We start from the raw sequence: 13,070 nt of genomic DNA, 5'->3' as shown, positions 1-13,070 counted from the left end.
TCCGCCTACAGCTTCATCAGGTTGCTGTCGTCGACCGAAGCGGAGTGCCTGGTCCGGAAGATCGAAACGATGATCGCGAGGCCGACCACGACCTCGGCCGCCGCGACCACCATCGTGAAGAACGCGATGATCTGGCCGTCCAGGTTGCCGTGCATCCGGGAGAAGGTGACCAGCGCCAGGTTGGAGGCGTTGAGCATCAGCTCGACGCACATGAACAGGACGATCGCGTTCCGCCGGATCAGCACGCCGGAGGCGCCGATGGTGAACAACAGGGCGGAGAGATAGAGGTAGTTGACCGGATTCACTCCGCCCCCTCCTCGTCGTGGTCGGACGCCGGGCGGTTCGCCGGCGCCGTGTGATTGGCGGCCACCGGCTCCAGCGCCTGGCGCGGGCCGGTCACCGGCGGGCGCTCGGACGGCGCGCGGCCCAGCCAGTCGGCGGTGGTGGACTCCAGCTCGGCCATCCGGGCCAGCATCTCCTGGCTGACGTCGCGGATCTGGCCGCGCTCGCGCAGGGTCGCCATCACCGAGTCCTCGGCGATCGTGCCGTCCGGCAGCAGGCCCGGGATGTCCACCGCGTTGTGCCGGGCGTAGACGCCGGGTGCGGGCAGCGGCGGGACCTGCAGGTTGTCCGCGACCCGCTGGGCGGCCAGCTCGCGCTGGGTCTTCGGGGCCTTCACGTGCTCGCGGTGGGTCAGCACCATGGCGCCGATCGCGGCCGTGATCAGCAGCGCGCCGGTGACCTCGAAGGCCCACACGTACTTGGTGAAGATCAGCCGGGCCAGGCCCTGGACGTTGCCCTCGGCATTGGCCTCGGCGAGGCCGCCGAAGGTGTCCAGCTTGGCGTTGGCGATCCCGGCGACCAGCAGCACGCCGAAGCCCAGGCCGCAGAACACGGCGGCGAACCGCTGGCCCTTCAGCTGCTCCTTCAGCGAGTCCGCGCTGGTGACGCCGACCAGCATCACCACGAACAGGAAGAGCATCATGATCGCGCCGGTGTAGACGACGATCTGCACCACGCCCAGGAACACCGCGCCCTGGGCCATGTAACAGACCGCCAGGGCGAGCATCGTGGCGGCCAGGCAGAGCGCGCTGTGCACCGCCTTCTTCATCAGCAGCATGCCGAGGGCGCCGCCGACGGCGATCACCGCGAGCACCCAGAACTGGACGGCCTCGCCGGTGGAGGTCGCACCGGTGACGGCGGCGAGGGTGGCGGGGGCGGCGGTCACGACTGCGCCTCCTTCTCCCGCTCGGTGCGCTCCTGGGGCTCGGTGCCCGGCGCCGCCGCGGTGATCTCACCGCGGTAGTAGGCGCCCTCGTCGGCGCCCGGGAAGATCGCGTGCGGGGTGTCGACCATGCCCTCGGAGAGGCCGACCAGCAGCTGCTCCTTGGTGAAGATGAGGTCCTTGCGGGAGGAGTCCGCGAGCTCGTACTCGTTGGTCATGGTGAGCGCCCGCGTCGGGCAGGCCTCGATGCACAGACCGCACAGGATGCAGCGGGCGTAGTTGATCTGGTACACCGCGCCGTACCGCTCGCCCGGCGAGTAGCGCTCCTCCTCCTGGTTGTCCGCTCCCTCGACGTAGATGGCGTCGGCCGGGCAGGCCCAGGCGCACAGCTCGCAGCCGACGCACTTCTCCAGGCCGTCCGGGTGCCGGTTGAGCTGGTGGCGGCCGTGGAAGCGCGGGGCGGTGGGCTTCTTCTGCTCCGGGTACTGCTCGGTGAGCCGCTTCTTGAACATGGCCTTGAAGGTCACGCCGAAGCCGGCGGCCGGTCCGAGGATGGACGGCTTCTCGGCCCGCTCGGGCCGGTCGGTCCGGGGGTTCTGGTCGGACGACATCTCGGTTCAGCTCCCTTCGGAATGGTCGGCCCCGTTGAGGGCGTCCTGGAGTTGCTTCGGGGCGCGGCTGCGCCGGCGCGGGACCGGCGGGAGCTGCTGGCCGGGCAGCGGCGGCACCGGGTAGCCGCCGGCCATCGGGTCGAACTCGCCGCTCGGCGCGCCGTCCTCGGTCTCCGGCCGGCGCTTGACGACGTCCCGCAGCAGGCCGAGCAGCAGCAGCGCTCCGACCGGGGCGCCGACGTAGAGCACCACCTCGCCGAACCCGTAGCCCTCGTTGCGCAGCGCCCGGACGGCGGCCACCATCACCAGCCAGACCAGCGAGACCGGGATGAGCACCTTCCAGCCGAGCTTCATGAACTGGTCGTAGCGGAACCGCGGCAGGGTGCCGCGCAGCCAGATGAAGAAGAACAGCAGCAACTGGATCTTGAGGGTGATCCAGAGCAGTGGCCACCAGCCGTGGTTGGCGCCCTCCCAGAAGGTGGAGACCGGCCAGGGGGCCCGCCAGCCGCCCAGGAACAGGGTGGAGGCGACGGCCGAGACGGTGACCATGTTGATGTACTCGGCCAGCATGAACATCGCGAACTTCAGCGAGGAGTACTCGGTGTTGAAGCCGCCGACCAGCTCGCCCTCGGCCTCCGGGAGGTCGAACGGCGCGCGGTTGGTCTCCCCGACCATCGCCACGATGTAGACGATGAACGACACCGGCAGCAGCACCGCGAACCAGGTCGGCTGCTGCGAGGAGACGATCTCCGAGGTGGACATCGAGCCGGAGTAGATGAACACCGCCGCGAAGGACAGGCCCATCGCGATCTCGTAGCTGATCATCTGGGCCGAGGAGCGCAGACCGCCGAGCAGCGGGTAGGTCGAGCCGGAGGACCAGCCGGCCAGCACGATGCCGTAGATGCCGACCGAGGCGGTGGCCAGGATGTAGAGCAGCGCCACCGGGAAGTCGGTCAGCTGCATCGGCGTCCGGGTGCCGAACACCGACACCTCGTCGCCGGCCGGACCGAACGGGATCACCGCGAAGGCCATGAACGCCGGGATCGCGCAGACGATCGGGGCCAGCACGTAGACCGCCTTGTCGGCGCCCTTGACCACGAGGTCTTCCTTGAGCGCCAGCTTCACGCCGTCGGCGAGCGACTGCAGCATCCCCCACGGGCCGTGCCGGTTGGGCCCGATGCGCAGCTGCATCCAGGCCACCACCTTGCGCTCCCAGACGATCGCCACGAGCACCGTGCCGACCAGGAAGGCGAAGCAGAACACCGCCTTCAGCAGGACCAGCCACCAGGGGTCACGGCCGAAGAAGCCCAGCGTCTCGTACGCGGCGAGGTCGTACCCGGCGAGCGGGTGCGAGGTGGGGTTCACTTCTCCTCCTCGTCGGGCTCGGTGCCCTGCGCCGGGGCGATGGTGACCAGGTGGCCGATGGTGGTGCCGAGCGTGCGGTGGGCGCCGCCCGGCGTGGAGTTGAGCGGGATCCAGACCGTGCGGTCCGGCATCTCCTTGCCGATCTCCAGCGGCAGGGTGACCGAACCGGCCGGGCCGGTGAGCCGCAGCGCGGGGGCGCCCGCGGCGCCGATCTCCTCGGCGGTGGTCGGCGAGATCCGGGCGACGGCCCGGTGCCGGGTGCCGGCCAGGTGCGGGTCGCCCTGCTGGAGCGAACCGCGGTCGAGCAGCAGGCGCCAGCCGGACAGCACCGCCTGGCCGGTGGCCGGGCGGGGCAGCACGCCGGGGTGGGCGGCCGGGGCGGCCGGGCGCTCGCCGGCCCAGGGCGCGAACCGGTCCAGCTCCAGCCGGGCGGCGCGGACGTCGGGCAGGCCGAGCCGGTGGCCCAGCGCGTCGGCGAGCATGTTCAGCACCCGCAGGTCCGGGTGCAGGTGGCGGCCCATCTGCTGGTCCGGCTTGAGCGCGGCCTCGAACATCCGCACCCGGCCCTCCCAGTCCAGGAAGGTGCCGGCCTTCTCCGCGACCGCGGCCACCGGCAGCACCACGTCGGCGTGCGCGGTGACGGCGGACGGGCGCAGCTCCAGCGAGACCACGAAGGGGACGGCGGCCAGCGCCAGCTCGGCCTGCGCCGGGTCGGCCAGGTCCTCCGGGTCGAGGCCGCCGATCAGCAGCGCGCCGAGTTCGCCGCCGACGGCCGCGGAGAGGATGGACTCGGTGTCCCGGCCGGGCCGCACCGGGAGGTCGGTCCCGCCCCAGACGGCGGCGGTCTCGGCCCGGGCGGCCGGGACGTCGACGGGGCGGCCGCCCGGCAGCAGTCCGGGCAGCGCGCCCGCCTCGACCGCTCCGCGCTCGCCGGCCCGCCGGGGGATCCAGGCGAGCCGGGCACCGGTGGCGTGCGCGAGGCGCAGCGCGGCGGTCAGCGCGCCGGGGGCGGCGGCGGCCCGCTCGCCGACCAGGATCACCGCCCCGGGGGTGCGCAGCAGTTCGGCGGCGCGGCCGGCGTCGTCGCTGAGCGGCTCGTCGGCGGCGAGCGCGGCCAGCCACTCGGCCTCGGTGCCGGGCGCGGCGGGCAGCAGCGCCCCGTGCAGCTTGCCGAGGCCCCGGGAGGCGTGCGCGGCGACCGAGAAGACCGCCAGGCCGCGGTTGCGGTTGGCCTTGCGCAGCCGCAGGAAGACGATCGGCGACTCCTCCTCGGGCTCCAGGGCCACCAGCAGCGCCACCGGCGCGGCCTCCAGGTCCTGGTAGGTCACGCCCTCGCCGGTGATGTCCACGCCCTGCCCGGCGACCGCGGCGGCCAGGAAGCCGGCCTCCTCGGCGCTGTGCGGGCGGGCCCGGAAGTCCACGTCGTTGGTGCCGAGCACCACCCGGGCGAACTTGGCGTAGGCGTAGGCGTCCTCGACGGTGACCCGGCCGCCGGTGAGCACGCCGGTGCGGGCCTCGCGCAGCCCCTCGGCGGCCCTGGCCAGCGCCTCGGGCCAGGAGGCGGCGACGAGTTCGCTGCCCTGCCGGACCAGCGGGGTGGTGATCCGGTCGCGCTGCTGGGCGTAGCGGAAGGCGAACCGGCCCTTGTCGCAGTTCCATTCCTCGTTGACCTCCGGGTCCTCGCCGGCCAGCCGGCGCAGCACCTTGCCGCGCCGGTGGTCGGTGCGCTGGGCGCAGCCGGAGGAGCAGTGCTCGCAGACGCTCGGCGAGGAGACCAGGTCGAACGGGCGGGAGCGGAACCGGTAGGCCGCCGAGGTGAGCGCGCCGACCGGGCAGATCTGGATGGTGTTGCCGGAGAAGTACGACTCGAAGTCGTCGCCCTCGCCGGTGCCGACCTGCTGCAGGGCGCCGCGTTCGACCAGGTCGATGAACGGGTCTCCGGCGATCTGCTGGGAGAACCGGGTGCAGCGGGCGCAGAGCACGCAGCGCTCCCGGTCCAGCAGGACCTGGCTGCTGATCGGGACCGGCTTCTCGTAGGTGCGCTTCATCCCCTCGAAGCGGGAGTCGGTGTCCCCGGTGGACATCGCCTGGTTCTGCAGCGGGCACTCGCCGCCCTTGTCGCAGACCGGGCAGTCCAGCGGGTGGTTGATCAGCAGCAGCTCCATCACGCCGCGCTGGGCCTTCTCGGCGACCGGCGAGCTGAGCTGGGTGCGGACCACCATGCCCTCGGCCACCGGGATGGTGCACGAGGCGACCGGCTTGCGCTGGCCCTCGATCTCGACGATGCACTGGCGGCAGGCGCCGGCCGGGTCGAGCAGCGGGTGGTCGCAGAAGCGCGGGACCTGGGTGCCGATCTGCTCGGCGGCCCGGATCACCAGCGTCCCCTTGGGGACCTGCACTTCGACGCCGTCGATGGTGAGCGTGACCAGCTCGACCGCGGCCTGGCCGCCCTTGGAGGTGGAGGGTTCTGTGATCGTCACGCGTGCACCTCCCTTTCGGTGGCGGACTGGTGGCCGGGGCGGGGGCCGTCGGCCCAGACGGTGGAGGCGGCCGGGTCGAACGGGCAGCGGCGCTCGGCGAGGTGCTGCTCGTACTCGGCCCGGAAGTGCTGGAGCGAGGAGACGATCGGGCTGGCCGCGCCGTCGCCCAGCGCGCAGAAGGACTTGCCGTTGATGTTGTCGGCGATGTCGAGGAGCTTTTCGAGGTCGCCCTCGGTGCCCCCGCCGGCCTCGATCCGCTTGAGCAGCTGGACCAGCCAGTAGGTTCCCTCGCGGCAGGGGGTGCACTTGCCGCAGGACTCGTGGGCGTAGAACTCCGTCCAGCGGGTGACCGCGCGGACCACGCAGGTCGTCTCGTCGAAGATCTGCAGGGCCTTGGTGCCGAGCATCGAGCCGGCCGCGCCGACGCCCTCGTAGTCGAGCGGGACGTCGAGGTGCTCGTCGGTGAACATCGGGGTGGAGGAGCCGCCCGGGGTCCAGAACTTGAGCCGGTGGCCGGTCCGGATGCCGCCGCTGATGTCGAGCAGCTGGCGCAGCGTGATGCCGAGCGGGGCCTCGTACTGGCCGGGGTTGGTGACGTGGCCGGAGAGCGAGTAGAGCGTGAAGCCGGGGGACTTCTCGGTGCCGAGGCCCTTGAACCAGTCCTTGCCGCGGGCCAGGATCGGCGGCACCGAGGCGATCGACTCGACGTTGTTGACCACGGTCGGGCAGGCGTAGAGGCCGGCGATGGCCGGGAACGGCGGGCGCAGCCTGGGCTGGCCGCGGCGCCCCTCCAGCGAGTCGAGCAGGGCCGTCTCCTCGCCGCAGATGTACGCGCCGGCGCCGGCGTGGACGGTGATGTCCAGGTCGAGGCCGGAGCCGAGGATGTCCCGGCCGAGCAGTCCGGCCTCGTAGGCCTCGGCGACGGCGGCCTGGAGCCGGCGCAGCACCGGGACGACCTCGCCGCGCAGGTAGATGAAGGCGTGGTCGCAGCGGATCGCGTAGGACGCGATGATCATGCCTTCGATCAGTGCGTGGGGGTTGGCGAACAGCAGCGGGATGTCCTTGCAGGTGCCCGGCTCGGACTCGTCCGCGTTGACCACCAGGTAGTGCGGCTTGCCGTCGTTCTGCGGGATGAACTGCCACTTCATCCCGGTGGGGAAGCCGGCGCCGCCGCGGCCGCGCAGGCCGGCGTCCTTGACCAGGGCGATCACGTCGTCCGGGGGCATGGCGAGGGCGGCCCGCAGGCCGTCGTACCCGGCGTGGCGGCGGTAGGTGGCGAGGCTCCAGGGGCGGCTGTCGTCCCAGGAGGCGGACAGGACGGGGGTGAGCAGCTTCTCGGCCGGCTCGGCGGAGGTCATCACGCTTCGTTCCCTTCCTGGCCGGAGCCCTCGTGGCGGGGGGAGACGACGCGGGTGCCGCCGGTGCCGGGCAGGGCCTCGCCGCGGGCCAGCCGCAGGCCGGCCAGCGAGGGGGCGCCGCCGGCGCCGGACTCGTCGACGGCGCCGGGGCGCTCGTCGGGGAAGCCGGCCAGGATCCGGGCGGTCTCCTTGAAGGAGCAGAGCCGGGCGCCGCGGGTGGGGGCGGCCTCGCGGCCCGCGCGCAGGTCGTCGACCAGCCGCTTGGCGCTCTCCGGCGTCTGGTTGTCGAAGAACTCCCAGTTGACCATCACCACGGGGGCGTAGTCGCAGGCCGCGTTGCACTCGATGTGCTCGATCGAGATCCGGCCGTCCTCGGTGGTCTCGTTGTTCGCGATCCCGAGGTGTTCCTGGATCTCGGCGAAGATCTGGTCGCCGCCGAGCACCGCGCACAGGGTGTTGGTGCAGACCCCGACGTGGTACTCGCCGGCGGGCCGGCGCCGGTACATGGTGTAGAAGGTGGCCACGGCGGTGACCTCGGCGGTGGTGAGGTCCAGTTGCTCGGCGCAGAACCGGATGCCGGTCGGGCTGACGAAGCCCTCCTCGGCCTGCACCAGGTGCAGCAGCGGCAGCAGGGCGGACCTGGCCACCGGGTAGCGGCCGATCAGCTCCGCGGCGTCGGCGGCCAGCCGGGCGTGCACCTCCTCGGGGTAGGGCCGGGCCGGCAGCGCCGGCATCCCCAGTCGGACGTCTGTCACCGGTCCACGCCTCCCATCACCGGGTCGATCCCGGCCACCGCGACGATGACGTCGGCCACCTGGCCGCCCTCGCACATCGCCGCCATCGTCTGCAGATTGGTGAACGACGGGTCCCGGAAGTGGACCCGGTACGGGCGGGTCCCGCCGTCGCTGACCACGTGCACGCCCAGCTCGCCCTTGGGCGACTCGACCGCCGAGTAGGCCTGGCCAGCCGGGACCCGGAAGCCCTCGGTGACCAGCTTGAAGTGGTGGATCAGGGCCTCCATGGAGGTGCCCATGATCTTCCGGATGTGGTCGAGGGAGTTGCCCATCCCGTCCGGGCCGACGGCGAGTTGGGCGGGCCAGGCGATCTTCTTGTCGGCCACCATGACCGGGCCGGGGCGCAGTCGGTCCAGGCACTGCTCGACGATCCGCAGCGACTGCTTCATCTCCTCCAGGCGGATCAGGAAGCGGCCGTAGGAGTCGGCGCTGTCGGCGATCGCGACCTCGAAGTCGTAGTTCTCGTAGCCGCAGTACGGGTCGGTCTTGCGCAGGTCGTGCGGCAGGCCGGTGGCGCGCAGGATCGGGCCGGTGGCGCCGAGGGCCAGGCAGCCGGGCAGGTCGAGGAAGCCGACGTCGACCAGGCGGGCCTTGAACACCGGGTTGCCGGTGGCGAGCTTGTCGTACTCGTGCATCCGGGAGCGGAGCGTCTTCACGGCCTCGCGGATCTGGTCGACCGCTCCGGGCGGGAGGTCCTGGGCGAGGCCGCCGGGGCGGACGTAGGCGTGGTTCATCCGCAGGCCGGTGACCAGCTCGAAGACGTCCAGGATCAGCTCGCGGTCGCGGAAGCCGTAGATCATCAGCGTGGTGGAGCCGATCTCCATGCCGCCGGTGGCCAGGCAGACCAGGTGGGAGGCGATCCGGTTGAGCTCCATCATCAGCACCCGGATGACGCTGGCCCGCTCGGGGATGTCGTCGGTGATGCCGAGCAGCTTCTCGACCGCCAGGCAGTAGGCGGTCTCGTTGAACAGCGGGGTCAGGTAGTCCATGCGGGTCACGAAGGTGGTGCCCTGGACCCAGCTGCGGAACTCCATGTTCTTCTCGATGCCGGTGTGGAGGTAGCCGATGCCGCAGCGGGCCTCCGTCACGGTCTCGCCGTCGATCTCCAGGATCAGCCGCAACACCCCGTGGGTGGAGGGGTGCTGGGGGCCCATGTTGACGATGATGCGCTCGTCGTCGGCCCGGCCGACGGCCTCGACCACCTCGCCCCAGTCGCCGCCGGTGACCGTGAAGACCCGGCCCTCGGTGGTGTCCCGGGCGCCGGCCTCGGCGGCGCTGCCCTGGTGCGTCTCCTCGTAGTGCTGGGTGTTCATCAGCTGTACGACCTCCGCTGGTCGGGCGCCGGGATCTGGGCGCCCTTGTACTCGACGGGGATGCCGCCGAGCGGGTAGTCCTTGCGCTGCGGGTGGCCCAGCCAGTCGTCCGGCATCATGATCCGGGTGAGCGCCGGGTGGCCCTCGAAGACCAGACCGAAGAAGTCGTAGGCCTCGCGCTCGTGCCAGTCGTTGGTCGGGTAGACGCTGACCACGGACGGGATGCGCGGGTCGGAGTCCGGCGCGGTGACCTCCAGCCGGATCAGCCGGCCGTGGGTGATCGAGCGCAGGTGGTAGACCGCGTGCAGTTCGCGGCCCTGGTCGCCCGGGTGGTGCACGCCGCTCACCCCGAGGCAGAGCTCGAAGCGCAGCGCCGGGTCGTCGCGCAGGGTGCGGGCGGTGCGCAGCAGGTGCTCGCGGGCGATGTGGAAGGTGATCTCGGCGCGGTCGACGACGGTCTTCTCGATCACCTCGGCCGGGTCGAGGCCCTGTTCCTCCAGGGCGCCCTCCAGCTCGTCGGCGACCTCGTCGAACCAGCCGCCGTACGGGCGCTCGCTGGCCGGCGGCAGGGCGATCGGGGCGACCAGCCCGCCGAAGCCGGAGGTGTCGCCGCTGCCCTGGGCACCGAACATGCCCTGCCGGCGGCCTACCACCTCGACCGGAATCTCGCGGTGCGGCTGCTCGCGCCGGGTCTCGGGTACCTGCTCGTTCATCGCAGCAGCCCCCGCATCTCGCTCACCGGGGTCGCCTGCAGCGCGAGGGCCTCGCCCAGCTCCTCGGCGCGGCGCTTGTTCACGCCGAGCGGCTCGTGCTGAATCTTGTCGTGCAGCTTCAGGATCGCGTCCATCAGCATCTCCGGGCGGGGCGGGCAGCCGGGCAGGTAGATGTCCACCGGGACGATGTGGTCGACGCCCTGCACGATCGCGTAGTTGTTGAACATCCCGCCCGAGGAGGCGCAGACCCCCATCGAGATGACCCACTTCGGATTCGCCATCTGGTCGTAGACCTGGCGCAACACCGGGGCCATCTTCTGGCTCACCCGGCCCGCTACGATCATCAGGTCGGCCTGCCGGGGGGAGCCCCGGAACACCTCCATGCCGAACCGGGCCAGGTCGTAACGGCCCGCGCCGGTGGTCATCATCTCGATCGCGCAGCAGGCCAGCCCGAAGGTGGCCGGGAAGAGCGACGCCTTGCGCACCCAGCCGGCGGCCGTCTCCACGGTCGTGAGCAGAAAGCCGCTCGGCAGCTTCTCCTCGATTCCCATCAGATCCCTCTCAATGCCCTCAAGTCCGTTGGCTTGTCCGCATGTTCACAAAGTCAGCGGTCAGTCCCACTCCAGACCGCCGCGGCGCCAGACGTAGGCGTAGGCGACGAAGACGGTGGCGATGAACAGGAGCATCTCGACCAGTCCGAAGATCCCCAGGGCGTCGAAGCTCACGGCCCACGGGTAGAGGAAGACGATCTCGATGTCGAAGACGATGAAGAGCATCGCCGTGAGGTAGTACTTGATCGGGAACCGACCGCCGCCCACGGGCTGCGGGGTCGGCTCGATGCCGCACTCGTACGCCTCCAGCTTGGCCCGGTTGTAGCGCTTGGGGCCGGTCAGTGAGGCCATCACGACGGAGCCGACCGCGAACGCCGCCGCGATGGCACCGAGTACGAGGATCGGCGCGTAGGCATTCATAGCCCCGCTCCCTCCGTCCAGTCGTCCTTGACTGCAGATCGGAACCGACGGGTCACGCTGCGGTGAACCCGGCGTTCCAGTTCCCGAGATCCACCCCATGTGAGGCAGTTCACAAAGCCTGGAACGAGCGCATCCTATGCCCGTCGGCTTGTGATCTGCGACACGCAGTTCAAGCCGATCTTTGTGATCTCCGCCACCTCGTGAATCACCACGAAGGTGAACATGGCGAGATTTGTCAACGCAAAGAAGTCAAATGGTCACAAGCAGTCGCATTCATCTGCGAAGCGGCAGGTCAGGGCCGCGCACCTATATCAACTATGCATCGCCGAGAGCAAATTTCTGGGCGACATGTTGACGTGTTATAGCGGCTCACTCGCAGGGGTGGCGGCTCCGCGAACGTCCGCTTGACCCTTCGTTCACAAGCGCGCGAGCGGTGCTCAGGCGCCGCTCTCCCACGCCCAGGCGGCGATGCCCACCCGGTTCCGGGCACCGAGCTTCCGCTGGACCGAGGCCAGGTGGTTCTTCACCGTCCCGGCGCTGATGAACAGCTCCGCCGCGATCTCGGCGTTGGTCGCACCGTCCGCGACCAGCCGCGCGATCTCCTTCTCCCTAGCCGTGAGTTCCTCGACCGGACCGACCTGCGGGCGCTCCGCCGCCCGTCCGCCCGCCGGTCTCTGCGGTGCACCACCCGACAGCCGGCGGAGCAGCCGGACGGTGATCTGCGGACTGATCAACGCGTCCCCCGCGACGGCCGACCGGACCGCTTCGGCCAGCAGCGCCGGCCCCGACCGCTTGAGCAGGAAGCCCGCCGCACCCGCCCGGATCGCCTCATGCACGTACTCGTCCAGGTCGAAGGTGGTCACCACGACCACCCGGAACTCCCCGCCCAGTTGCCTGGTCAGCTCCAGCCCGTCCAGCCGGGGCATCCGGATGTCGGCGAGGATCACGTCAGGCCGCAGCCGCCGGGCCAGGGCGACCGCCGCCTCGCCGTCCGCGGCCTCGTTCACCACCTCGATGTCCGGCTGGGCGTCGAGGATGATCCGGTACGCGCTGCGGATCGCCTCGTCGTCGTCGGCGAGCAGCACCCTGATGGTCATCGGCCCGCGTCTCCTTCCGTTCGTGCCGTGCCGGCCGTACGTGCCGCGGGCGCCGTACGCACCGGCCGTGCCCGCCCTGCGACGGGTGCGGCCGGACCGGTCACCACGCCTTCAGCGGCATGACCACCGCCACCTGCCAACCGCCGCCCTCCCGGCCGGAGACGAGCGTGCCGCCGAGCGCCTCCACCCGGGCGGCCAGCCCCACCAGTCCGCTGCCGCCCCGGCGCGGTCCGGACGGCTGCGGCGGCCGGCCGCCGTCGTCCCGCACCCGCACCGTCAACCGCCGCCCCTCGCGGCGCACCCGGACCTCGACCACCCGGGCGGCCGGTGCGTGCCGCCGCACATTGGTCAGGGCCTCCACCACGACCCGGTAGGCGGTGGCCGCCACCTCCCGGGGGATCCCCGGTTCCTCCGCCGGGGCGTCCAGCCGCACCGTCACTCCGCCCGAGTCCGCGAACCGCTCGGTGAGTTCGGCCAGCTCGGCCAGGCCGGGCTGCGGACCGCGCTCCGGACCGTCCGCGTCCTCGCTGCGCAGCAGGTGGACGGTCCGGTCGAGCGAGGCCAGGGCCTGCAGCCCGGCCTGCTCTATCCGCTCGAACAGGGCCGCCGCCCGCACCGGGTCGGAGGCCGCCAGAACCATGCCCGCCTGTGCCTGGGCGACCATCCCGCTGACGTCGTGGGCGACGAAGTCGTGCAGGTCGTGGGCGAGTTCGAGGCGCTGGGAGCGCCGCGCGGCGGCCACCGAGCGGAGCCGGGTGTCGTCCAGCCCGCGCAGGTAGAGCCCGACCAGGACGGCCGGCAGCGCGAGGACCGAGCCGAACCCGAAGAGGGTCAGTGCGTCCTGCGGACCCTCGATCGCCTGGAACCGGGAGGGCCACAGGGCGACCGCGCCGCCGATCGTCCAGACCGCCACCGCCCCGCGCCGGCCGCCCTCGGCCCGCAGCGTCACGACCACCAGGAGCAGCAGCAGGGCGAGTTCGAGCAGCCCGATCAGCCCCGGCCAGCGGTCGGCCTCCCGCCACCGGCCGGCGGCCCAGACGCCGGCCGTGGGGGGGGGCGGCCCCCCCCCCCCCCCCCCCGCCCCCCCCCCCCCCCCCCCCCCCGCCCCCCCCCCCCCCCCCCCCCCCCCCCCCCCCCCGGCAG

Annotated in this window: 13 protein-coding genes; all 13 read right to left on the bottom strand. The window is 71.9% G+C overall.

Annotated elements, in window-relative coordinates; genetic code table 11:
- Positions 1–5: 5 nt before the first annotated feature.
- Entirely contained in the window at positions 6–305 is a 300-nt protein-coding gene (nuoK, locus tag ACFXAM_RS01700; protein WP_030300898.1) for an NADH-quinone oxidoreductase subunit NuoK, read from the bottom strand.
- Complete coding sequence (locus ACFXAM_RS01695; RefSeq protein WP_380286970.1) at positions 302–1,228, bottom strand: NADH-quinone oxidoreductase subunit J; 927 nt, start codon at positions 1,226–1,228, stop codon at positions 302–304. Before ACFXAM_RS01695 ends, nuoK begins: the two co-directional genes overlap by 4 nt.
- The gene (gene nuoI / locus ACFXAM_RS01690; protein ID WP_380286969.1) at positions 1,225–1,836 is read right to left on the bottom strand and encodes an NADH-quinone oxidoreductase subunit NuoI; all 612 of its coding nucleotides are present in this window, start codon (positions 1,834–1,836) and stop codon (positions 1,225–1,227) included. Before nuoI ends, ACFXAM_RS01695 begins: the two co-directional genes overlap by 4 nt.
- A gap of 6 nt (positions 1,837–1,842) precedes the next feature.
- Positions 1,843–3,201 carry an NADH-quinone oxidoreductase subunit NuoH gene (nuoH, locus tag ACFXAM_RS01685; RefSeq protein ID WP_380286968.1) on the bottom strand — a complete coding sequence of 453 codons (1,359 nt, stop codon included), beginning with the start codon at positions 3,199–3,201 and terminating at the stop codon, positions 1,843–1,845.
- Positions 3,198–5,681, bottom strand: a complete 2,484-nt coding sequence (locus ACFXAM_RS01680) for an NADH-quinone oxidoreductase subunit G (protein WP_380286967.1) — start codon at positions 5,679–5,681, stop codon at positions 3,198–3,200. The genes nuoH and ACFXAM_RS01680 overlap by 4 nt, the downstream gene beginning before the upstream one ends.
- Complete coding sequence (gene nuoF, locus ACFXAM_RS01675) at positions 5,678–7,039, bottom strand: NADH-quinone oxidoreductase subunit NuoF (protein ID WP_380286966.1); 1,362 nt, start codon at positions 7,037–7,039, stop codon at positions 5,678–5,680. The genes ACFXAM_RS01680 and nuoF overlap by 4 nt, the downstream gene beginning before the upstream one ends.
- Positions 7,039–7,794 (bottom strand): NADH-quinone oxidoreductase subunit NuoE, encoded by a 756-nt coding sequence (gene nuoE, locus ACFXAM_RS01670; protein WP_380286965.1) that lies wholly within the window; start codon positions 7,792–7,794, stop codon positions 7,039–7,041. The genes nuoF and nuoE overlap by 1 nt, the downstream gene beginning before the upstream one ends.
- Positions 7,791–9,146, bottom strand: a complete 1,356-nt coding sequence (locus ACFXAM_RS01665; protein ID WP_380286964.1) for an NADH-quinone oxidoreductase subunit D — start codon at positions 9,144–9,146, stop codon at positions 7,791–7,793. The genes nuoE and ACFXAM_RS01665 overlap by 4 nt, the downstream gene beginning before the upstream one ends.
- Positions 9,146–9,859, bottom strand: coding sequence for an NADH-quinone oxidoreductase subunit C (locus tag ACFXAM_RS01660; RefSeq protein ID WP_380286963.1), 714 nt, complete (start codon positions 9,857–9,859; stop codon positions 9,146–9,148). Before ACFXAM_RS01660 ends, ACFXAM_RS01665 begins: the two co-directional genes overlap by 1 nt.
- Positions 9,856–10,410 carry an NADH-quinone oxidoreductase subunit B family protein gene (locus ACFXAM_RS01655; RefSeq protein ID WP_030300882.1) on the bottom strand — a complete coding sequence of 185 codons (555 nt, stop codon included), beginning with the start codon at positions 10,408–10,410 and terminating at the stop codon, positions 9,856–9,858. Before ACFXAM_RS01655 ends, ACFXAM_RS01660 begins: the two co-directional genes overlap by 4 nt.
- 60 nt (positions 10,411–10,470) lie before the next feature.
- Complete coding sequence (locus ACFXAM_RS01650; protein WP_014137597.1) at positions 10,471–10,830, bottom strand: NADH-quinone oxidoreductase subunit A; 360 nt, start codon at positions 10,828–10,830, stop codon at positions 10,471–10,473.
- Between the two features lie 437 nt (positions 10,831–11,267).
- Entirely contained in the window at positions 11,268–11,927 is a 660-nt protein-coding gene (locus ACFXAM_RS01645) for a response regulator (protein ID WP_380286962.1), read from the bottom strand.
- Between the two features lie 100 nt (positions 11,928–12,027).
- Entirely contained in the window at positions 12,028–12,882 is an 855-nt protein-coding gene (locus ACFXAM_RS01640; protein ID WP_380286961.1) for a sensor histidine kinase, read from the bottom strand.
- Between the last annotated feature and the right edge of the window lie 188 nt (positions 12,883–13,070).

The organism is Kitasatospora sp. NPDC059462 (assembly GCF_042749955.1).
Classification (GTDB): Bacteria; Actinomycetota; Actinomycetes; order Streptomycetales; family Streptomycetaceae; genus Kitasatospora.
The sequence above is the reverse complement of the archived record's forward strand: the minus strand, read 5'-3'. Positions and strand labels throughout refer to the sequence as shown.

Bases quoted from the DNA above. Each gene is read 5' to 3' on its own strand.
- nuoF (WP_380286966.1), bottom strand. From the start codon at position 7,039: ATGACCTCCGCCGAGCCGGCCGAGAAGCTGCTCACCCCCGTCCTGTCC.
- ACFXAM_RS01650 (WP_014137597.1), bottom strand. From the start codon at position 10,830: ATGAATGCCTACGCGCCGATCCTCGTACTCGGTGCCATCGCGGCGGCG.
- ACFXAM_RS01665 (WP_380286964.1), bottom strand. From the start codon at position 9,146: ATGAACACCCAGCACTACGAGGAGACGCACCAGGGCAGCGCCGCCGAG.
- ACFXAM_RS01660 (WP_380286963.1), bottom strand. From the start codon at position 9,859: ATGAACGAGCAGGTACCCGAGACCCGGCGCGAGCAGCCGCACCGCGAG.
- ACFXAM_RS01655 (WP_030300882.1), bottom strand. From the start codon at position 10,410: ATGGGAATCGAGGAGAAGCTGCCGAGCGGCTTTCTGCTCACGACCGTG.
- nuoI (WP_380286969.1), bottom strand. From the start codon at position 1,836: ATGTCGTCCGACCAGAACCCCCGGACCGACCGGCCCGAGCGGGCCGAG.
- ACFXAM_RS01645 (WP_380286962.1), bottom strand. From the start codon at position 11,927: ATGACCATCAGGGTGCTGCTCGCCGACGACGACGAGGCGATCCGCAGC.